This window comes from Lysinibacillus sphaericus (genome assembly GCF_000600105.1).
GTDB classification, from domain to species: Bacteria; Bacillota; Bacilli; order Bacillales_A; family Planococcaceae; genus Lysinibacillus; species Lysinibacillus sphaericus.
In genome coordinates this window covers 4,543,577-4,564,277 of the sequence record NZ_CP006837.1, presented here as the reverse complement: position 1 = coordinate 4,564,277, position 20,701 = coordinate 4,543,577, and the positions used below count along the sequence as shown (strand labels likewise).

At 38.2% G+C, this 20,701-nt stretch carries 21 protein-coding genes; 17 read left to right on the top strand and 4 right to left on the bottom strand.

Going from position 1 to position 20,701, the window contains the following annotated elements:
- Positions 1–9 precede the first annotated feature (9 nt).
- From T479_RS22190 to T479_RS22175, 4 genes are all read left to right on the top strand, one after another.
- Positions 10–711 (top strand): polyphosphate polymerase domain-containing protein, encoded by a 702-nt coding sequence (locus T479_RS22190; RefSeq protein WP_025220864.1) that lies wholly within the window; start codon positions 10–12, stop codon positions 709–711.
- Between the two features lie 17 nt (positions 712–728).
- Positions 729–1,412 carry a DUF4956 domain-containing protein gene (locus T479_RS22185; RefSeq protein ID WP_024364425.1) on the top strand — a complete coding sequence of 228 codons (684 nt, stop codon included), beginning with the start codon at positions 729–731 and terminating at the stop codon, positions 1,410–1,412.
- 35 nt (positions 1,413–1,447) lie between these two features.
- A complete protein-coding gene (locus T479_RS22180; RefSeq protein WP_025220863.1) occupies positions 1,448–3,235 on the top strand; it encodes a CotH kinase family protein in 1,788 nt (595 codons plus the stop codon).
- 91 nt (positions 3,236–3,326) lie between these two features.
- Positions 3,327–3,923 carry a class I SAM-dependent methyltransferase gene (locus tag T479_RS22175; protein WP_025220862.1) on the top strand — a complete coding sequence of 199 codons (597 nt, stop codon included), beginning with the start codon at positions 3,327–3,329 and terminating at the stop codon, positions 3,921–3,923.
- Positions 3,924–4,141: 218 nt separating this feature from the next.
- Here the strand turns inward: T479_RS22175 and T479_RS22170 are convergent, their stop codons facing one another.
- Positions 4,142–5,569, bottom strand: a complete 1,428-nt coding sequence (locus T479_RS22170) for a cryptochrome/photolyase family protein (RefSeq protein ID WP_025220861.1) — start codon at positions 5,567–5,569, stop codon at positions 4,142–4,144.
- Between the two features lie 73 nt (positions 5,570–5,642).
- On the opposite strand from T479_RS22170, the gene T479_RS22165 reads away from it, so the two are divergent.
- The 7 genes from T479_RS22165 (at position 5,643) to T479_RS22135 (ending at position 11,748) form a co-directional block, all read left to right on the top strand.
- On the top strand, positions 5,643–6,071 hold the full coding sequence (locus tag T479_RS22165; RefSeq protein WP_025220860.1) for a hypothetical protein: 429 nt from the start codon (positions 5,643–5,645) through the stop codon (positions 6,069–6,071).
- A 317-nt stretch (positions 6,072–6,388) separates the two neighbouring features.
- On the top strand, positions 6,389–7,609 hold the full coding sequence (locus tag T479_RS22160) for an ABC transporter substrate-binding protein (RefSeq protein ID WP_025220859.1): 1,221 nt from the start codon (positions 6,389–6,391) through the stop codon (positions 7,607–7,609).
- A gap of 206 nt (positions 7,610–7,815) precedes the next feature.
- Positions 7,816–8,691 carry a branched-chain amino acid ABC transporter permease gene (locus T479_RS22155; RefSeq protein WP_024364419.1) on the top strand — a complete coding sequence of 292 codons (876 nt, stop codon included), beginning with the start codon at positions 7,816–7,818 and terminating at the stop codon, positions 8,689–8,691.
- A 13-nt stretch (positions 8,692–8,704) separates the two neighbouring features.
- Complete coding sequence (locus tag T479_RS22150; protein WP_025220858.1) at positions 8,705–9,640, top strand: branched-chain amino acid ABC transporter permease; 936 nt, start codon at positions 8,705–8,707, stop codon at positions 9,638–9,640.
- The gene (locus T479_RS22145; protein ID WP_024364417.1) at positions 9,640–10,419 is read left to right on the top strand and encodes an ABC transporter ATP-binding protein; all 780 of its coding nucleotides are present in this window, start codon (positions 9,640–9,642) and stop codon (positions 10,417–10,419) included. The genes T479_RS22150 and T479_RS22145 overlap by 1 nt, the downstream gene beginning before the upstream one ends.
- Complete coding sequence (locus T479_RS22140; RefSeq protein WP_025220857.1) at positions 10,419–11,126, top strand: ABC transporter ATP-binding protein; 708 nt, start codon at positions 10,419–10,421, stop codon at positions 11,124–11,126. Before T479_RS22145 ends, T479_RS22140 begins: the two co-directional genes overlap by 1 nt.
- A 124-nt stretch (positions 11,127–11,250) precedes the next feature.
- A complete protein-coding gene (locus tag T479_RS22135; protein WP_025220856.1) occupies positions 11,251–11,748 on the top strand; it encodes a cupin domain-containing protein in 498 nt (165 codons plus the stop codon).
- Between the two features lie 373 nt (positions 11,749–12,121).
- Here T479_RS22135 and T479_RS22130 read toward each other — a convergent pair whose 3' ends face one another.
- Entirely contained in the window at positions 12,122–12,841 is a 720-nt protein-coding gene (locus tag T479_RS22130; protein ID WP_025220855.1) for a DUF6904 family protein, read from the bottom strand.
- 22 nt (positions 12,842–12,863) lie between these two features.
- A complete protein-coding gene (gene rluF, locus T479_RS22125; RefSeq protein WP_025220854.1) occupies positions 12,864–13,565 on the bottom strand; it encodes a 23S rRNA pseudouridine(2604) synthase RluF in 702 nt (233 codons plus the stop codon).
- A 242-nt stretch (positions 13,566–13,807) separates the two neighbouring features.
- Between rluF and adh the strand changes: the two genes are divergently transcribed.
- The 6 genes from adh (at position 13,808) to T479_RS22100 (ending at position 19,037) form a co-directional block, all read left to right on the top strand.
- Positions 13,808–15,328: an aldehyde dehydrogenase gene (adh, locus tag T479_RS22120; protein ID WP_024364412.1), complete on the top strand. Its 1,521-nt coding sequence runs from the start codon at positions 13,808–13,810 to the stop codon at positions 15,326–15,328.
- A 21-nt stretch (positions 15,329–15,349) separates the two neighbouring features.
- A complete protein-coding gene (locus tag T479_RS22115; protein WP_024364411.1) occupies positions 15,350–15,712 on the top strand; it encodes a DUF779 domain-containing protein in 363 nt (120 codons plus the stop codon).
- 326 nt (positions 15,713–16,038) lie between these two features.
- A complete protein-coding gene (locus T479_RS24150; RefSeq protein WP_227665390.1) occupies positions 16,039–16,332 on the top strand; it encodes a hypothetical protein in 294 nt (97 codons plus the stop codon).
- Positions 16,283–17,020 carry a DUF4003 family protein gene (locus tag T479_RS22110; protein ID WP_227665389.1) on the top strand — a complete coding sequence of 246 codons (738 nt, stop codon included), beginning with the start codon at positions 16,283–16,285 and terminating at the stop codon, positions 17,018–17,020. The genes T479_RS24150 and T479_RS22110 overlap by 50 nt, the downstream gene beginning before the upstream one ends.
- A 40-nt stretch (positions 17,021–17,060) precedes the next feature.
- Positions 17,061–18,488 carry an aldehyde dehydrogenase family protein gene (locus T479_RS22105; RefSeq protein WP_024364407.1) on the top strand — a complete coding sequence of 476 codons (1,428 nt, stop codon included), beginning with the start codon at positions 17,061–17,063 and terminating at the stop codon, positions 18,486–18,488.
- Positions 18,489–18,557: 69 nt separating this feature from the next.
- On the top strand, positions 18,558–19,037 hold the full coding sequence (locus tag T479_RS22100; RefSeq protein ID WP_024364406.1) for an acyl-CoA thioesterase: 480 nt from the start codon (positions 18,558–18,560) through the stop codon (positions 19,035–19,037).
- 49 nt (positions 19,038–19,086) lie between these two features.
- Here the strand turns inward: T479_RS22100 and T479_RS22095 are convergent, their stop codons facing one another.
- Positions 19,087–20,397 (bottom strand): globin-coupled sensor protein, encoded by a 1,311-nt coding sequence (locus T479_RS22095; protein WP_024364405.1) that lies wholly within the window; start codon positions 20,395–20,397, stop codon positions 19,087–19,089.
- Positions 20,398–20,701 lie beyond the last annotated feature (304 nt).

Genomic DNA, 20,701 nt, shown 5'->3' with positions numbered 1-20,701 from the left:
GCGCTAATCATGCCTAAAGTAACATCTTTTAACCCAAATGGTCGGAAAGAAATTAAACAGGCAATCTCCTATCCGGACTATGCACTGTTAAAAAGTAAAATCCAGCATTTGATGAAGTTAGATCGTAACGCTGGTCCAGATGGAAAGTATTTAATTCGAAGCACATACTTCGATAATTTTGCGAACAAAGTATTGAATGAAAAAAAAGAAGGGTTTATTAATCGCGATAAATATCGGGTACGTATTTATGGGAAATCGTCTGCTTTAGTAAATTTAGAGCGTAAAAGTAAGCGCAATAATTTAACGTTTAAAACGAAATGTGTGATTTCACAAGCGGAGTACGAAAAGATGCGTATCGGGGACATAGATTGGATGGAAAATGATGACCGCCTATTAATACGGGAATTATTTTATGAGATGAAATATAACCAACTAAAGCCGACGACAGTTGTCGATTATGAGCGCGAGGCGTACATTTACCCTTTTGGTAATGTGCGTGTAACGTTTGATAGTAAGGTGCAGTCAAGCCTGCGCAATACCGAAATGTTCAATCAAAATCTGCCAATGGTGGATGTACTTGAGCCGAACCTTGTTATTTTAGAAGTGAAATATGATTCGTACTTGCCAGACATTATTAAGTATTTACTTCAATCTGTAGATACCCGTGCTGAAGCTTATTCGAAATACCAGCTTAGTCGTATGCACGTATAACAAAGGAGAAATAAAAAATGGATAATATGAATTTTAGTGATATTTTTAAATCAAATTTTCTAGAGAAAACGACCTCATTTTCATTAACCGATTCCATTATTGGATTAGTTGTTGCTTTCTTTGTTGGGCTATTTATTTACGCTGTTTATAAGAAAACCTTTAATGGTGTAATTTATTCCCACTCGTTTAATATTTCGTTGCTCATTATGACCATGGCAACAGCGCTCGTTATTATGGGGATTAGTTCCAACGTCTTGTTGTCACTTGGTATGGTAGGGGCATTATCCATTGTTCGTTTCCGTACACCTATTAAAGACCCAATGGATTTAGTGTATATTTTCTGGGCAATCGTATCAGGTATTCTTTGTGGAGCAGGATTTATTCCACTCGTTATTATCGGTGCTATATTAATAGGCTTAGTTCTACTAGTATTAGTAAATAAAATTACGATTGAAAATCCTTATTTATTAATTGTGAAATTTGAAGAAGATGTAGCTTGTGAAGAAGTTGAACGTATCATTGCTGCACAATCTAAAAAATTCGCGTTAAAATCAAAATCAATTATTCAAAATGATGAAGTTGAAACCACTTACGAAATTCGCGTAAAGCAAAATGATGCAAAGTTTATGGACAATGTAACAAAAGTACCTGGTGTCAAATCAGCAATTATGCTGAGCTACGATGGTAATTTCACAGCGTAATGGTTTTCTAACGGCGAACAAGAGAGGTGCAGTCAATGATTAAAAATCGCATTGTCTATACTAGTATTGCGATTCTCCTTCTACTCTTTGGCGTGATGGTGGCTCTGCTTCCAAACTTAAATATCGAAACAAAAAACACGGAATTTTCCTATGAGACGCTTGTGTTCAATAAAAGCAAAGTAACAACTGTAGATATTGAAATAGCTCAAGAGGATTGGGAGGACATGCTAGAAAATGCTGCTGATGAGGAGCTAAAGCAAGCCAATATTACGATAAATGGTAAGACAATAGAAAATGTGGCGATTCGTACAAAAGGAAACTTATCGTTACGTTCTGTTGTGAATAGTGACTCCGACCGTTATAGCTTGAAAGTCGATTTTGACTATTATGATGATACGCAAAGCTTATATGGACTGAAGAAATTAAATTTAAACAATAATTACAGTGATTCAACTTTAATGCGCGAATATATTTCGTATGAGCTGATGGAAAAAATGGGCTTACCGACGCCTGCTCACGCCTATATGTATGTCACGGTAAATGGTGAAGAGCGGGGTCTATATTTAGGTATAGAAGCGGTCGACGAAACATTTTTAGCGAATCATTACGGAGCCAACGATGGATTTTTATTTAAACCAGATGGTACAGGCAGTGATTTAAAATATATTAGCGATGATCTGGCCGATTATACGGGAATTGGTTTAAAAACGAATGAAGATAATGTTGAAAACTCAAAGCTAATCGATATGCTCGATGCCATTAATAATGGTGGAAATATCGAAAAATATTTAGATGTCGATGAGATGTTACGTTACTTTGCTGTAAATACAGCGCTAGTAAACTTAGATAGTTACCAAGGGAATATGAAGCACAACTACTATTTATATGAGGATAAGGGTGTGTTTTCAATTATACCGTGGGATTATAATATGTCATTTGGTGGCTTTGGTGTTGGTGGTGGAATGGGTGGTAATCCAAATCAAATGCAGACAAATGCAGTTGAGGAGGAAAATGGAGCTACCCCAGCGATAAAGCAACCACAAGGTGACCAGTCAAATGCTGAACAAATTCAAGAAAGACAAGCAAATGCCAACCGCAATAAAGGAGACTTCAATATGTTGGGCGGAATGACTGGAGATTTAATGGCGGATAGTGCCATTAATTTTAGCATTACGACACCAGTATCTGGGACAACTTTAGAAGAACGCCCACTATTAAATGCATTATTGTCTAATGAAGCGTACCGCGCTAAGTATGAAGGGTACTTAGAAAAATTAGCAACAAGCTATTTAACAGAAGATTATATTCAGTCGCTTACGAACAATTTAGCGTTGCTATTAACAAGCTATGAGGAAGCCGATCCTACAAAATTTTTCACAACAGAGCAGTTTTTAGAAGGTGTGGAGGGGGACAACAGTCTACCTGAATTTGCAAAACAACGTTCTGCATCGATTTTAAAGCAACTATCTGGTGAACTAGTTGTCGAAACAAGTGCAACTGCACAAGGAAATATGATGATGCCAAATGGTGATGTAAATGGCAACCCAATGCAAATGCCTGATGACTTTGACCCGAGTCAATTACCCGAAGACTTCGACCCTGCACAAGCACCTGAAGCTGGCGAGGGCAATGAACAGGGAGAAGGGGCGCGAGGTGGTCCAATGCAACGTCCAGAGGGAATGGGCAATCCAAATCAGGGCAATGAGCAGACGATGCAAGCAACAGGAATCGATCAAAGTACAGTGTTAACAGCAACCGCTTCGTTTTCATTTTTAGTAGCTGCTCTCCTCTTTGTTTTTAGATTTAATCGTAGAGGACGCTAAAAAAACACGATATCCAAATTTTTTGGATATCGTGTTTGCTTTTTTACATGCTAAAATAAAGCATTCTTTTTTTTCGAGGAGTATCTAACTGATGAATGAACAACAATTTGATAAATTTTTGCATATTAATACGGTCGGTGAACAATATGGATTTCCTAAACTGGCTCACTACCATCGCTACGAGCCAACGCCCTATACTGGCTTAGAACAATTATTTTCACAATATGAGATGCCGAAAAATCCAGTTTTTATTGATATGGGCTGTGGGAAAGGCAGGGTTCCTATTTATATTCATCATAAATTTCACATTCCGACAATTGGAGTTGAAATGGACGCAGGTTTTTATAAAGAGGCAGAGCATAACAAGGAAAGTTATTGCCGAAAAAAGGGCTCACAAGCGAACATTTCTTTTGTTCATACAATTGCGGAAAACTATAACATACAGCCACATGATAATGTTTTTTTCTTTTTTAATCCATTTTCCATTAATATATTCCGTACGGTTATTCATAATATTTGGAAGTCTTATGAGCAACAGATGCGCGAAATCCATATTATTTTATATTATCCACCATACGATTATTTGCAGTTTTTACATCACGGTACCCCTTTTGAATTGATACATGAGGTGCATCTAGAACATGAAACAAATATAAATGAACGCCTTTGCGTGTTTGCAATAAAGTAATTTCCGTGCAAGAAGCGCCCTTTCCACAGGCACGGCTCCAACTAATTTTTGTGGCGGACGCTTTTTTTCGCTCGTGTTATTCCTACAGGAGTGTTGCGCTTTCCACTCCAATCAACGGGAACAGCCCACTGGCAGCAAAGTTTGCTCCTAGTATAGTAAAAATATGTTTATTGTTTATTTTTATTCAATCTAATTCGACGCTTAGAGCACGAGTAGCTCTAAGCTTTTTTTATAGCGTTGTATCGTTCTAATGCACGGGCTCTTGCTGTTTTATGATCTACGATTGGCAATGGATAGGTATCACCTAATGTGATTCCGGCTTGTTCCAAGATGGCCGTTGGTGCTGTTTGTGGCGCGTGTATATACTTTGCAGGGAGAAGTGCTAATTCAGGCACCCATTTTTTTATATAAGCACCATCTGCATCAAATTTCTCTCCTTGTAACGAAGGGTTGAAGATACGAAAATAAGGAGCAGAGTCTATACCCGTACCGCTTACCCATTGCCAACCCATAGCATTATTTGCTGCATTAAAGTCGACAAGCGTATGCTCAAACCATGCATAACCTTCTTGCCAAGGTTGTAATAAGTGTTTCACTAGAAAAGATGCAACAACCATTCTTACACGGTTATGCATATAGCCGGTTTCCCAAAGCTCACGCATCCCTGCATCAACAAGAGGATACCCCGTTTGTCCAGTTTTCCATGCTTCAAGACGAATGGAATGAGGCTCCCACTCAAAATGTTGAAAATTACTGCGTAATGAATCGGTAGAAAATGTAGGATAGTTCAATAGTTGATAAATCGAAAACTCTCGCCATATAAGTTGTCTTAAAAAGCTTTCTATCTGCTGACTAAATATTGCGTTGTCCTCATCATCTATTAGCTCTTGGCATGTTGCCCAAAGCAAGCGAATGCTAATGTTACCCACTGCAAGAAATGGCGACATTTTAGAAATGGTTTCTTTGGCAGGGTAATCTCGCTTATCTTGGTAGCCAAATAAACCTTGTTCTACGAAAAGTTCCCACTGCTCCATTGCCCCATCTATCCCAGGGTTCCAATAATGGTGAAACTTGTGATACCAATTACCATGCAGTAATTGCAATTGCTCTAAGGCTAGAGATGATACCTTCGTTGGAAAAGCTCTAATATTAGTAGGTTGACCAAGCGGTTTACGCACGGGTTCCTGCAAACAACGCTTATAAAATGATGTAAAAATGGCATAAGGCTTGTTTTGTTGATTTTGAATGTTCGATAAGTTGAATAATGAATCACCATAGAATGCTTTTACTTCAATATTATTAGCCTGTAATATATTGGTTAGCTGCTCATCTTCATTTCGTTCAGTTGGAAGAAAACGCTCGTTAAAATACACAGCGTCCGCTTCAGTATCTACAGCTAACTGTAGTACTTCTGAAATGACTTCACCCTTTCGTAAAATCAGTTGCGTGTTATAGTCATCAAGTGTCGCTTGTAGATTCTGAAGTGAATAGTACGTCCAAAAACTTTGAGCGGTATTGCACATTGAAAATTGCTCATTATGAATATAAACCGGTAAAATGACCCCTGATTTAGCTGCATGCCAGAGCGCGGGGTGATCATCTAGTCGTAAATCATTACGAAATAGTACAATTATTTTTTTATTCATTTTGAATCATCCTTTTATAGTTTAAAAATATCGTTAGTACAATAAGTCGTTGGATTAAAGCAAGGAGGACATTATGAAAACACTATTCAATCGTCAAGTAATGATAGCATCCTTAGTTGCGGGTTGCTTATTTGGTATTCTCTTTAAAGTTGTTGAAAATCTAACAGGAAGCCGCGTTTATACATTACTATTAAATGTCGATTATATACCGATTTTAAAAAATTATCGATTTCCAGAAGTGATTGAATTTTCCTTTCATCTCGTGATTTCGTGGTTCATAACAGCCATATTATATACCCTTCGTAATAAGTATAAGTGGAATAATGGTACGTTAATCAGAAATAGTATCGTACTTCAAATGATTATAGGATGTATGTTGTTTCCTACAACAACCTTCTCAACACGAACACCTAACTTTACAGATTTCTACGCATTTAGTTGGTGGCTTGCAGGCCATATTTTGTATGGAGTATTGGTAGGGGTTCTTTTGAAAAAAAGATAAGCAGTTAAACTATAAAAGGAAAGCAATTTTTGCAAAATGGACATTATTTTTCTAACGTCGAAAAAAATAGGATAAGAGGTTTCTGCTAATTTATACCAACAATTGATAGATAATTCACAAATAACTAATTATACTGAAAAATCACTCTAGACTAAATATAAAGAATGTTTTACAATGTAAAAGGCTTAATTGAATATTATCTAGCTTCAAAATTAGATAGTTATAAATAATTATTTTTGCTATTGAGGATTAGCCGTAGATTGTTTATAATTATCAGAAATATCTAACATTTGAGAATTTTCAGGGGGAATTAAATTATGAAAGAGAACAACAAGCTTAAAAAGTTCGGCTCACTTCTAGTCGCTTCTTCACTTCTTGCAGGCGTACTGGCAGGTTGCGGTGCTGGAGATAGTGGTACAAGTTCGGGTGGCGGCTCATCATCAGGCGGCTCAAAAGATGGCGATACAATTAAAATCGGTGCAAACTTGGAACTTTCAGGTAACGTAGCTTCTTACGGTTCTTCAATCGGATTAGGTGCGGAGTTAGCTGTTAAAGAAATTAACGATGCAGGCGGTATTGATGGCAAGAAGATTGAGCTTATTAAAGTAGATAACAAATCAGAAAACTCAGAGGCAACAGCAGCGGCTATTAAACTAGCGACGCAAGATAAAGTAGTAGCGATGATGTCTCCAGCAACTTCTGGTAACACCATTGCAACAGTTCAAATTGCGAATGATAACAAAATTCCTTTAGTTGGTGCAGCTGCTACAGCTCCAAACGTAACAGTAAATGATGACGGTAGCGTTAATGAATATGCGTTCCGTACATGCTTTATTGACCCATTCCAAGGGATTGTCGCAGCAAACTTTGCAACGGGTGAGCTGAAAGCGAAAAACGTAGCCATTTTTGCTGATAACGCTTCTGACTATGCAAAAGGATTAGCAAAGTCATTTAAAGATACGATTGCTGAAAATGGCGGAAAAGTTGTGAAAGAAGAAGCTTATGTTGCGAAAGATACAGATTTCCGTACGCAATTAACAAACATCAAATCATCAAATCCTGACTTCATCTTTATCCCTGGATATTATGAAGAAGTGGGTCTAATTGTTAAACAAGCGCGTGAAATGGGCATTACAGTGCCACTTATGGGAGCAGATGGTTGGGATTCTCCAACTTTAGTTGAGTTAGCGGGCGCAGATGCACTGAATAATACGTACATCACAAACCACTATTCTGCAGAAGACCCAGATCAAAAAATTCAAGACTTTGTAAAAGCATTTAAAGCTGCCAATGGCGATAAAGCACCAGATGCATTTAACGCACTTGGCTATGATACGGTTTATTACATTGCAGATGCAATTAAACGTGCAGGGTCTACTGACGGTGAAGCAATTAAAAAGGCATTAGCTGAAACAAAGGATCTTTCTTTAGTAACAGGTACTTTCTCAGTTGACGAAAACCATAACCCAATTAAAACAGCAACAGTTCTTGAATTTAAAGACGGTAAACAAGTGTTCAACTCTAAAGTAAATCCTTAATTTTTAAGCAAGGGGGAGGCGGGCAACCTGCCTTCTCTTTTATTTTTTCATAGACAACTAGACTAATAAAAAAAGCATAGATTCTAGCATAAGGAATCGGAAATACTTTTTATGAGGGACACGAGTTTTTCTGCATTCACTTTCACTATGTAGAAATAGGTCCCATTTTTGCATGCTTTTAAAAAATAATAAAGGAGTGAACGCTCATGGAATGGATACAACAGCTTGTGAATGGTATTTCACTAGGTAGTATCTACGCGTTAATAGCGTTAGGGTATACGATGGTATACGGTATTATTAAGCTCATTAACTTCGCCCACGGTGATGTTTTCATGATTGGGGCATTTATTGGCTTTTACGCAATTGCTAAATGGGAGCTGGGCTTCTTACCAGCATTATTATTAGCGATGGCAGTTTGCGCAATTTTTGGTGTGTTAATAGAACGTATAGCATATAAACGGTTACGAAATGCGACGCGTATTGCTGCTTTAATTACAGCAATCGGGGTGTCGCTATTAATCGAATATACGACAATTTTCTTCAGAGGGGCACAGCCTGCAGCATATCCTGAAGTCATTAAAAATACAACATTTGATGTCTTCGGGGTTCAAATTAGTAGTACATCTATTTTAATTTTATCTGTCTCTATCGTACTGATGATTCTTTTACAATTCATCGTACATAAAACAAAAATTGGCAAGGCAATGCGCGCAGTTTCACATGATGCAGATGCGGCACGCCTAATGGGAATTAACGTAGATAATACCATTTCAGCAACATTTGCTATAGGTTCGGCATTAGCTGGAGCTGCGGGTGTAATCTTCGGTGTGTATTATACGAAAATTGACCCGTTAATGGGTGTTATTCCAGGGGTTAAAGCGTTCATCGCCGCGGTTCTTGGTGGTATTGGTATTATTCCAGGGGCAATGGTTGGCGGTATGCTACTAGGTGTCGTGGAATCATTTGTAAGTGCACTTGGATTCTCTTTATGGCGCGATGCAGCAGCATTTGTCATTTTAATTTTAATCTTGATTTTCAGACCATCGGGTATCTTCGGTAAAAACGCCCGCGAGAAAGTGTAGGTGAGCGGTAATGATGAAGAAGTCTAAAGTTTTCTGGGGCTATGCAGTATTAGCGCTAGTCATCTATGTGGTTGTTCAGGCACTAATTACAACAGAAATAATTGACTTGTACTATAAAAATATGTTAATCACCATGTGCATTAACATCATGCTAGCTGTCAGCTTGCACATCGTTATCGGGGTTACGGGGCAATTCTCTATTGGACATGCCGGTTTCCTTGCAGTTGGTGCTTATATTTCAGCTATTATTACTACAAAGCTAATGCTGCCGTTCCCGTTAGCTATTTTCCTAGGGGCGCTTGCAGCAGCAGTAGCTGGTTTAATCGTAGGTATTCCAACACTACGTTTAAAAGGGGATTATTTAGCCATTGCAACACTTGGCTTTGCTGAGATTATTCGTATTGTCTTTTTAAATACGGATTACGTCGGTGGGGCAGCGGGGATGCAAGTGAAATATTTATCGAATTGGACATATGCATTCGTAGGAGTGGTATTGACGATTTTAGTTATTTCTAACTTTACAAATTCTCGCCATGGACGTGCTTGTATTTCGATTCGAGAAGATGAAATCGCTGCGGATGCCATGGGTATTAATACAACTTACTATAAAGTTGTAGCATTCGCGATTGGCTCTTTCTTTGCCGGTCTTGCAGGGGCTATTTTTGCACATAACTTCTACATTATTCAACCGACTACGTTCGGTTTCTTAAAATCATTTGATATATTAATTTACGTTGTGCTTGGGGGCTTAGGAAGTCTGTCAGGTTCTGTTATTGCAGCAGTATTTTTAACGTTGATTTCAACATACTTAGCGAACTTCCCAGAAACACGAATGATTATTTACAGCTTAGTATTAATCATTGTTATGCTATACCGTCCAACCGGTTTAATGGGGACAAAGGAAATTACGCATTTATTTAAGTTTGGTAAAAAAGGAGGTACAAAATAATGACTGGAAACCTTCTTATCAAAGTAGAAAACATGGGTATTCAATTCGGTGGTTTAAAGGCGGTACAGGGCGTTAATATGTACCTAAATCAAGGTGAATTAGTAGGGCTTATCGGGCCAAATGGTGCAGGTAAAACAACAAGCTTTAATATGCTAACTGGTGTGTATACGCCGACTGAAGGAACGATTACATTTAACGGATTAAAGTTAAATGGCCTTGCACCCTATCAAGTAACGCAAAAAGGTATTAGCCGTACGTTCCAAAATATTCGTCTCTTTAAAGAACTATCTGTATTAGATAATGTAAAAGTAGCGAACCATTCTCTAGCAAAACATTCGATGTGGTCATCTATTTTCCGTTTGCCAAGTCACTTTAAAGGTGAAGCGGCAATGGAACAGCAATCAACGGAATTCTTAAAAATATTTGGCTTAGATATTTATAAGAATGAGTTAGCAAAAAACCTTCCGTATGGTATGCAACGTCGTCTGGAGATTGCACGTGCATTAGCGGCAAATCCAAAGCTATTGTTACTTGATGAACCAGCGGCAGGGATGAATCCACAAGAAACACATGACTTAATGGAACTAATTGCTTTTATTCGTAAAGAGTTTGGATTAACGATTCTACTAATTGAGCACGATATGAGCTTAGTAATGGGGATATGTGAACGAATTTACGTCCTCGACCACGGGCAACTAATCGCTGATGGGACACCAGAAGAAATTCGCAACAATCCAAAGGTCATTGAAGCGTACCTTGGTGAGGAGGTTATCAGCTAATGCTAAAAGTACAAAATATTGATGTATTCTATGGAAATATTCAAGCATTAAAAGGCGTCTCTTTAGAAGTTAACGAGGGGGAAATTGTCACATTAATCGGTGCCAATGGTGCTGGTAAAAGTACATTATTAAAAACCTTGTCAGGCTTATTAAAACCTAAAGGGGGCATTCTAGAATATGAAGGCTTCTCGATTGCAGGTAAGGCTGCACAAACCATTGTAAAATCAGGTATTTCACACGTGCCTGAAGGTCGCCGTGTATTTGCTAATATGACAGTAGAGGAAAACCTTGAGCTTGGCGCATACTTGCGTAATGATAAGGCTGGCATAAAGAAAGATATGGATCATGTCTTTGAGTTATTCCCGCGTCTACTAGAGCGTCGTAAACAGCAATCTGGCACATTATCTGGTGGTGAGCAACAAATGTTGGCGATGGGTCGTGCATTGATGGCAAAACCAAAGTTGTTGTTAATGGATGAGCCTTCAATGGGGCTTGCACCACTTATGGTAAAAAATATCTTCAATATTATTGAACAAGTGAATAAAGAAGGTACAACGGTATTGCTGGTAGAGCAGAATGCCAATATGGCATTATCGGTAGCTGACCGCGCATACGTACTTGAAACAGGACGCATTGTATTATCGGGTACAGCGAAAGAGCTACAAGAAAGTGAACAAGTAAAAGCGGCATATTTAGGTGGTATGTAATTGGAAGGGGTGTCTCGGAATTGATTCGAGATACCCTTTTTCATGTTGTAGAACGACGATAATAGATGGAAGTAGCGCGAAACCTTTCTTTTTTGGTAAGGTGGGAAAAAGGAGTGAGGTTAGCATGCACTATTCAGCACAATATTTTATAGAAAAATTAGCATTGGCACAACATCCTGAGGGCGGATACTATATTTCTACGTTTAAATCGACAGAGGAAATAGCTGTAAGAGATGTAGAACGACCGATTTATACAAGCATTTATTTTTTATTACGTTCGCAAGATATCTCTCATTTACATCGGTTAAAGTCAGATGAGCTTTGGTATTATCATGCAGGTAGCCCATTAACGGTTCATATGATTTTCCCTGATGGTACATATGAGGCAAAAAAATTAGGCTTAAATATAGAAGCGGGTGAGGTGCCACAGGTGGCGGTGCCGAAAAATACGATTTTCGGTTCGTCTGTTGAGGATGCCAATACATTTAGTTTAGTAGGCTGCATGGTAGCACCAGGTTTTGATTTTGAGGACTTTGAGCTATTTACACAAAATGAGCTTTTAGCTGATTATCCGCAACATGAAGTGGTTATTCGTAAAATGGCTTACGAGACGATTAAATAGTCACAAAGAGTTTAGCAAAGAGCACTAGGTACACCGCAGAAAGCAACTGCGCAGTAAAAAGTGGTTGGGACATAACTAAAAAAATTTAAAGAACAGAGGAAAGGTGTTCATACATTTTTGCTATATGGAGAACTTAGCTATTCCTGCTTTTGCAATAAATAAAACATTAGAAGGGTTCACTAGTTGTTGGTAGCGGAGGCGGTGACTCCTGCAGGACAGCACACATCGTAAGACGCTGGCATTTCGCGCGTTAGCGAGGGTTGCGGCTTACTGTGCTGAGCGGAAAGTACCGTCGAAGCCAACAACAACGGCGAGCAAAAAAGGTGTTAGATTGACTGCCATCAATCTAACACCTTTTCTCTTTTGTCCTAGATTACCATAAAATTTCTTCAGGGTAGCTTGCATTGATTGGAATTTCATGTAGTGCTTTTTTTGTCGTACTGGCAACTTCGATTAATTGCGATTTAAGTGCAACGTATTCCTCATCCTCTAGCATTAAACGAAGTGCAAAGGAGGCTAAATGCGCTTTGCGTGTTTGCGTATTTAAATCTATGTATTCTAAATTTAGTACATCTACATACTGCGTAGCATAGCGGAAGGTTAAAGGGCTCTTAGAATGAATCATCCTTAAAAATACTAAAAATTCATCTTCCGTAAGCTCTTGCTCCAGACAGTCAGCAACCGCTGCTTGGAATTTACGAATCGTTGCCACATCACCATTCCAATCGGAAGAATCAATCAATTCCTGATGTAAGCGAATGAAATCATTTAAAGCAATCGCTGTAAAAAGAAGCTCCGGCCACAGTACCTCTGTCCCGTAGTAGACATTTTTAGTTGGAAAAATCGTTTCATGTCGAGAAAGTATACTTTTGTTCAGTCCATTACTGACAAATTCAAGCTGATGCTCACCTTGCATTGCTTGATGGAGATTACGGCAAATACCAAGAATGCGAAGTCGCGCACCTTGGTAATCATAGTATTTGTTTTCATCTCCAGTTACTTGATAAATCGCTTGAATAAGGGCATCTAAATCCCAAAAGTCACCGCTTATTCGTACACCCGTAAGTTGTTCAGTACTTTGAATAGAAAGCATCTTTCCAATCCTCCCAATTGCTTTATTTTACTGTGTAATTAAGTAGTTTAAATAATTCTGCTCGCTCTTTATCAGTTAAATCGCGCCATTGCCCGACCTTTAAATTGCCAAGCTTAATATTCATAATGCGTATGCGCTGTAATCGTTTAACGGAATACCCTAATGCTGAACACATACGGCGTATTTGGCGATTTAAGCCTTGCTCTAAAATAATTTTAAACACTTTATCTGAAATTTTTTCAACGTAGCAAGGTAATGTCGTTGTATCTAAAATATCAACGCCTGCAGCCATCTTTTTAATAAATTGTTCTGTTATCGGCTTATCAACTTGTACGATGTATTCTTTTTCATGGTGGTTTTCTGCACGTAGAATTTTATTTACAATATCGCCATCATTGGTCATTAATAATAATCCTTCAGATTCCTTATCCAGTCGACCAATATGGAAAATGCGTAGAGGATGATTGATAAAATCAACGACATTTCCTTTGATATGACGCTCTGTTGTACTTGTAATACCAACTGGTTTGTTTAAGGCAATATAAACTAGTTGCTCTTCTTTTTTTACCTCTTTGCCATCCACACAAACAATATCGCCCGCTTCTACTTGGCTGCCCACAGTAGCAAGTACGCCATTGATTGTTACTTTACCTTCTTCGACCCATTTATCAGCACCACGACGAGACACGATGCCCGCTTCACTTAAATATTTGTTAATTCTCATATAGTTCTCCTAAACATTTTATCGTAGCTTAAGTATACCCTATCGTTGTTTATAGCGTGAATTCTAGAAGCTTTTCTACTAAAAATAAATATTACAAAATTTTAATTTAAAAAGTTGAAATAATCATGCATTTCTGACAATATAGTGGGTAAGAAGGTTTCTATGAAAATATCGTTATTTCGATATATAATTACGATTTTTCTAGATATTTTCTATTATTTTGTGTAAAGGGGAGAAGTAAAATGGTTTATGCATTTCCAAACACTGAAGGATCGGTAGTTCAATTCAAAGAAAGATACGATAATTACATTGGTGGAGAATGGACACCCCCAGTGAAAGGTCAATACTTCGATAATGTCACTCCTGTTACTGGACAAGTTTTTACACAAGCAGCGCGTTCCTCTGCTGAGGATATTGAACTTGCACTTGATGCAGCACATGCCGCAAAAGATGCATGGGGACAAACATCCGCTACAGAGCGTGCTAACATTTTACTTAAAATTGCGGACCGTATTGAACAAAACTTAGAAAAGTTAGCTGTTGCCGAAACATGGGATAACGGTAAGGCAGTAAGGGAAACGTTAAATGCAGATATCCCTTTAGCCATTGATCATTTCCGTTATTTTGCTGGTGCATTACGTGCACAAGAAGGCGCGCTAAGTCAAATTGATAATGATACGGTTGCTTACCATTTCCATGAGCCAATTGGGGTAGTGGGTCAAATCATTCCTTGGAACTTCCCAATATTAATGGCTGTATGGAAACTAGCTCCTGCCCTTGCTGCTGGCAACTGTGTTGTGTTAAAGCCAGCAGAGCAAACACCAGTATCTATTATGGTATTAGTAGAGTTGATTGGTGATTTATTGCCACCAGGCGTACTAAACGTGGTGAACGGATTCGGTTTAGAAGCAGGAAAACCACTTGCATCTAACCCTCGTATTGGCAAAATTGCTTTTACAGGTGAAACGACAACAGGTCGTTTAATTATGCAATATGCTTCTCAAAACCTTATTCCAGTTACGTTAGAATTGGGCGGAAAGTCTCCAAATATTTTCTTCGAAGATATTATGGATGAAGATGATGCCTTTTTAGATAAAGCGGTAGAGGGCTTTGTATTGTTTGCCCTGAACCAAGGTGAAGTTTGTACATGCCCTTCACGCGCATTAATTCAAGAATCGATTTATGACAAGTTCATGGAGCGTGTATTACAACGTGTTGAAGCGATTCAAGTTGGGAATCCGTTAGATCCAAATACAATGATGGGTGCACAGGCTTCAAGTGAGCAAATGGAAAAAATTCTGTCTTACTTAGATATTGGTAAACAAGAAGGTGCACAATGTCTAATTGGAGGCGAGAAAAATAATGTAGGGGCAGGCTTTGAAAATGGCTACTACGTTAAACCAACTGTCTTCAAAGGGCACAATAAGATGCGTATCTTCCAAGAAGAAATTTTTGGCCCAGTTGTTGCAGTGACAACATTTAAAACAAAAGAAGAGGCATTGGAAATTGCCAATGATACATTGTATGGATTAGGTTCGGGCATTTGGACACGTGATATGAATACAGCTTATCGTTTTGGACGTGGTATTCAAGCGGGGCGTGTTTGGACAAACTGCTACCATGCATATCCTGCACATGCAGCGTTCGGTGGCTATAAAATGTCAGGAATCGGTCGTGAGACACATAAGATGATGCTATCGCATTATCAACAAACGAAAAACTTATTAGTAAGCTATAACGAAAACAAACTTGGTTTCTTCTAATTAGTAAGGAGGTGCTAACGCGTGGTTGAACGTGTTTTAGCAACAGAAGAAGCGCTGGCACTAATCGAATTATTGAAGGAAAAGCATGGACCGGTTATGTTTCATCAATCAGGGGGATGCTGCGATGGCTCCTCTCCGATGTGTTATCCTGACGGTGACTTAATATTAGGTGAGCAGGATATATGTTTAGGTAAGGTGGGGGGCACACCATTTTATATGCACAAAAACCAATATGATTATTGGAAGCATACACAAATTATTTTAGACGTAGTTGACGGCAGAGGCGGTATGTTCTCTCTTGAAGGCGTAGAAGGTAAGCGGTTTTTAACAAGGTCTAGAGCTTTTTCGACAGAAGAGTTAAAAGAGCTAGGTTTAATCGAATAGTTAGGGACAGCGGCAAAAAGCATTTTTGTCGCTGTTTTTTTATGCTAATTTTTTTGGAAAAGAGTATGTAGACTTACGTTAGTTGTGGAATTTCGCAATAATAAATAAAGCTGTATTCGGTGTTGTAAAGTTTGAGTGAATAAGTATTTTTTTATGGTTCTTTCAATCATAATAAAGCCCCCCATTCATCGTTTATTATCGTTATTTAACCATATAATACCTAATTCTTACATTAATTTAAGTTTACTTTTTATGTTTTTTGTTACAAAATGATTGAATCTTTACAACAGAATATTACGTAAATAGTGAAAAGGAGTGTGCCGAAGATGGATATTGTTATAATTGAAAACCAATTTACACAAACGGTAGAGGCTGTATCGAAGGTTGCAGGCAGGGCAGTTGATCGCAAAATTATCTTAGCTATTGCCAGCACATATGTTGCAGCAGGGAAAATGTTTGATACAGAAAAGTTTAAAGCTGTTATAGAAGAAATGAAGAGTCAAACATCGCGGATGTCGCCATTGCGTACATCAATAGGGTACATCAATAGGGTACAGCATTGCAGCCAATATGATGGAGCAAGACAATACCGAAGAGGCGGTAAAGACGTTATTAAATAATGAAAAAATATTAAAAGAAGCTCACTTTAAAAGAGGAAACTTTAGTTTTATTGGTGCTCAATTTTTAACAGAAAATGAAAATGAGAAGAGGGTGCATGCACAGACGGCAAGAGCTTTATATGAAGCTATTAGCAAACATCACCGCTTTCTCACTTCCTTTGATGTTATCCCATATACTGTGCTATTAAGTAGCCCGAATGACGATGTTGTTTTACGCGCAGAAACAATGAATCGTTATTATAAGGAATTACGCACGTATCAATTTAGTGTGGGAAATGAACTACAATGGTTATCCCAAATTTTAACCTTTTTATCTGCTCAATATGACAGTGACCTTATATCTACTGTTGCGACAATTCGCGATAATTTAAAGAAGCAAGGTGTCAAAGTAAAGTATATACATTATCCATTACTAGGTTTTTTAGCGATTTTTCAATTAAATTCAGGACAGCTACAGCAAATTATTGATTTGTATCATGATTTAAAGGGAATGAAATTATTGAAGTGGCATCAAGAATTTGTGTTGTTTATGGCGGTTCAAATGGCTATTTATGATATGGCTAAAGTGCAACAATCATTATCTATGGCAATTATGTCATCTATTGAATTACTAATTCAGGCACAACAGGCGGCGATGATATCCGCCATGACCGCAGCAGCAGTAGCGTCAAATTCCAGCACTTCATGATAAACTAAAGAGGAACAGAATATTCGGAGGTGTATTGAAAATGAACGAAACAAAGCTTTGGATAAATGGACAATGGCAAGAAGCGAAGGAAACCTATGAATTAACTTCGCCTTATAACGGTGAGATTATTGCAAAGGTTGCCAAGGCATCTGTTTCAGATGTTGAGCAAGCAATTGAAGGTGCCCAAAATGCTTTTCTTTCATTTAAACAAACTACTGCATACGACCGTGCCGAAATTTTATATAAAGTAGTCGACATTATGCGACGTCGAAAAGACGAATTGGCCGAAATTTTAGCACAAGAGGCGGGTAAACCTATTTCAGCAGGTTTACCTGAAATAGAACGCACGATTGCAACCTATCAGTTTGCAGCCGAAGGAGCGAAACAGGTGAAAGGGGAAACGGTACCGATGGATGCTGCGCCTGGAGCTGGCGACCGCATTGGCTGGACAAAGCGTGAGCCATTAGGCGTTATTTCTGCCATTACACCGTTTAACTTTCCTTTTAATTTAGTTGCGCATAAATTGGGACCTGCCTTTGCTGTGGGGAATACGGTCGTGTTAAAGCCCGCAACCCAAACACCGCTCAGTGCAATTGTAATGGCAGAAATATTTAAAGAAGCAGGATTACCAGATGGCGCTCTACAAATCGTTACGGGTAGTGGTGGTGAGCTAAGTGACACACTTGTGACTCATCCATTCGTGAAAAAAGTGACCTTCACTGGAAGTGGTAAGGTTGGATTAGGCATAAAAGAAAAAGTAGGCTTGCGCAAAGTAACGTTAGAGCTAGGCTCAAATGCGGCGGTGATTGTTGAGCCATCGACCCCTATTGAAAAAATTGTCGCGCGTTGTGTTAGCGGAGCATTTAGCTTTGCAGGACAAGTGTGTATTTCGCTTCAGCGTATTTATGTACATGCCTCGATTGTTGATGCTTTTACAAAAGCATTTGTAGCTCAAACGGAAAAGTTAGTTGTCGGTGATCCACTCGATAAAAATACAGATGTCAGTGCCATGATTAATCCGAATGAAGTTAGTCGTATTCATTCATGGATTGAGGAAGCGAAGGCTCAAGGTGCAGTGGTTGCTACGGGTGGAACATTTACTGAACGTACATTAACCCCAACAGTAATGACAAACGTGACTGCCGATATGAAAATTGTTTGTCAGGAAACATTCGCGCCAATCGTGTCAATTGTTTCATATGAAACATTAGACGACGCAATTCGACTAGTGAATGAGTCGGAACTTGGCTTAAATGCAGGGATTTTTACGAATGTCTTGCCAGATGCATTACGTGCAGCCGATGAATTACAAGCAGGTGCTGTTATTATTAATGATATTCCAACATTCCGAGTCGATAATATGCCATATGGCGGTGTGAAAATGAGTGGCTACGGTCGAGAGGGTATTAAATGGGCGATTGAAGAAATGACGGATATGAAGTTTATAACGATGAAAAAATCATTCTAAATTTGCATCCATTCTTTTTCTACGATACGATGACGAAAGGACATTACATGAAAGGAAGTAACTAGAACTATGACAACCAATGCTGTACCCATGAGCCAATCACGTACGGTTCAGACGCGTCTCGTATTACCACCGGATACTAATAATCATAATTCCATTTTTGGTGGAAGAGTGTTAGCTTATATTGATGAAATTGCGGCAATTACAGCGATGAAGCATGCAAAAGGGCATGTTGTCACTGCCTCCATTGATTCTGTTGATTTTTTATCAGCAGCGCATGTGGGTGATATTCTTGAAATTGAAAGTATTGTGTCATCTACAGGACGTTCATCTATGGAAGTCTATGTCCGTGTTATTTCTCGTAACATTGAGACGGGTGAAGAAAAATTAACAACCGAATCATTTGTAACGATGGTTGCAGTAGATGATGATGGTAAACCGAAGGCTGTTCCTGCTATTTTCCCAGAAACGGATGCAGAAAAACGGTTATTTGAAACAGGTCCGGCTCGACGAGAGCATCGCAAGCAAAAACGTGCTTTGGCACATTAAAACGAAAAGGAAATTGATACGATGTGATCAATTTCCTTTTTTTGTTGTGTTATATGTTTAATTCATTTACAACATTAATGAGTGAGTCAGAAGAAGAGGAGACGAGTGTTGCCCCTTGCGATAGCTCTGTAATTAAATTTGAAATGGCTGAAATATCCTTAGCCGTGTTTACATATTGTTGTTGAATACCTGATACTGCTTCAGCAATATCATTAAATGATTTCGAGAGGCTTGTTTGTGTATCAACGCTATGTTGGATTTTTTGATCCACATTGATAACTGAATTCGCCATTGTTGAAATATTACTTTCTGTTTCTTTTATCAGGTGTGACACGTTTTGCACAGCGCTTTTTGTTTCTTCTGCAAGCTTGCGGACTTCCTCTGCTACAACAGCAAAGCCTTTGCCATGCTCACCAGCACGAGCGGCTTCAATGGAAGCATTCAGTGCTAATAAATTTGTTTGGTCTGCAATACCTGTAACAAGTCCAACAATTTCAGAGATTTTTTGAGACGACGTACGCAATTGGTTCATCGTTACTTCAAGGCCATTAACACTTTGCAAAATAACATGTATTAAGTCATTTTGTTCTTGTAATTGCTGCTGTCCGCGTTTAGATTTGTCTTGTGTATCGGCAACGAAGTTCAAACCTTGTTTAGTGGCTACTGCAATATCATCCGTTTGAGAGGAGATGACTAAAAGGGAAGCGGCTGTTTCTTCGCTGATTGCATTTAACTCTTCTGCCGTACTTTGAATTGTAGTAACAAGTGCGTGCTTCGTTTTATCTGCAACGCTACGAATGCGTTCTTCTTCTTTTTCATAAGCCTCAATCACAAGTTGCTGTTCAAAGTTAATAAGTTTACAAAAGGCATTGATGGCACGGATAGCGTCATGCTTTGAAATATCTAAATCATTCGTAAAGTTTGTAAAAGTCGAAGTTAATGATTGGAATGAAGCGATATACCACTTTGATTGGAGCCCAATTCGAACATGTGTCTCAGCGATTGCCTTTCTTTCTTTAATGTAGTCGTCATTAATACGACTTTCGAACATATCACTTAGATGCTTATGTAAAGTCACTTTTAAACGGTCGATTTGTGATGTTCTGTTAATAATATCTAATAAATTTTGGCTTAAGCTAATCGCTGCATAAAATTGATCGACCATTTCAGGAATAACATTTTTCACTAATGGCTGCAATTGTTTAATGATGGCTAAATCTTCAGTAGTTAAGTCTAATAGTTGTAATTGTTTTTGTAACTTAGGATGATTAGAAACATCTAATTGTACTTGTTGTATAAACGCTTCTGGTGTTAGTGTAATTGAATAACCATAATTGTTCTTTTTTGAAAACCAACTCATTGTTGTCTGCTCCATTCTTTATAAATCCATAATAATATAGGTATCGAAGACGCTTTGTGTATATATTGTTAGGTTTGTAAATTTGGTGAATATATGGTATTTAATCTATTCTACTATTTTTTGTAGTGTATTTGGTTAAAAATTTCGTTTATTTCTATAATTTTTCACATTCTTGGCGGACATAATTCAGATTTACCTTTAAGCATTAGCGTTTCGCTCATAAAGCGTAATTTGAATTTCATTTAGGAAACATGTAAAATACGAACTGTTTAGCGTAACAAAAAAATGTATGTGAAAGAAATCG

Coding starts and splice junctions, on each gene's coding strand:
- T479_RS22190 (WP_025220864.1), top strand. CDS start 10: ATGCCTAAAGTAACATCTTTTAACCCAAATGGTCGGAAAGAAATTAAA.
- T479_RS22185 (WP_024364425.1), top strand. CDS start 729: ATGGATAATATGAATTTTAGTGATATTTTTAAATCAAATTTTCTAGAG.
- T479_RS22180 (WP_025220863.1), top strand. CDS start 1,448: ATGATTAAAAATCGCATTGTCTATACTAGTATTGCGATTCTCCTTCTA.
- T479_RS22175 (WP_025220862.1), top strand. CDS start 3,327: ATGAATGAACAACAATTTGATAAATTTTTGCATATTAATACGGTCGGT.
- T479_RS22170 (WP_025220861.1), bottom strand. CDS start 5,569: ATGAATAAAAAAATAATTGTACTATTTCGTAATGATTTACGACTAGAT.
- T479_RS22165 (WP_025220860.1), top strand. CDS start 5,643: ATGAAAACACTATTCAATCGTCAAGTAATGATAGCATCCTTAGTTGCG.
- T479_RS22160 (WP_025220859.1), top strand. CDS start 6,389: ATGAAAGAGAACAACAAGCTTAAAAAGTTCGGCTCACTTCTAGTCGCT.
- T479_RS22155 (WP_024364419.1), top strand. CDS start 7,816: ATGGAATGGATACAACAGCTTGTGAATGGTATTTCACTAGGTAGTATC.
- T479_RS22150 (WP_025220858.1), top strand. CDS start 8,705: ATGAAGAAGTCTAAAGTTTTCTGGGGCTATGCAGTATTAGCGCTAGTC.
- T479_RS22145 (WP_024364417.1), top strand. CDS start 9,640: ATGACTGGAAACCTTCTTATCAAAGTAGAAAACATGGGTATTCAATTC.
- T479_RS22140 (WP_025220857.1), top strand. CDS start 10,419: ATGCTAAAAGTACAAAATATTGATGTATTCTATGGAAATATTCAAGCA.
- T479_RS22135 (WP_025220856.1), top strand. CDS start 11,251: ATGCACTATTCAGCACAATATTTTATAGAAAAATTAGCATTGGCACAA.
- T479_RS22130 (WP_025220855.1), bottom strand. CDS start 12,841: ATGCTTTCTATTCAAAGTACTGAACAACTTACGGGTGTACGAATAAGC.
- rluF (WP_025220854.1), bottom strand. CDS start 13,565: ATGAGAATTAACAAATATTTAAGTGAAGCGGGCATCGTGTCTCGTCGT.
- adh (WP_024364412.1), top strand. CDS start 13,808: ATGGTTTATGCATTTCCAAACACTGAAGGATCGGTAGTTCAATTCAAA.
- T479_RS24150 (WP_227665390.1), top strand. CDS start 16,039: ATGGATATTGTTATAATTGAAAACCAATTTACACAAACGGTAGAGGCT.
- T479_RS22110 (WP_227665389.1), top strand. CDS start 16,283: ATGATGGAGCAAGACAATACCGAAGAGGCGGTAAAGACGTTATTAAAT.
- T479_RS22105 (WP_024364407.1), top strand. CDS start 17,061: ATGAACGAAACAAAGCTTTGGATAAATGGACAATGGCAAGAAGCGAAG.
- T479_RS22100 (WP_024364406.1), top strand. CDS start 18,558: ATGACAACCAATGCTGTACCCATGAGCCAATCACGTACGGTTCAGACG.
- T479_RS22095 (WP_024364405.1), bottom strand. CDS start 20,397: ATGAGTTGGTTTTCAAAAAAGAACAATTATGGTTATTCAATTACACTA.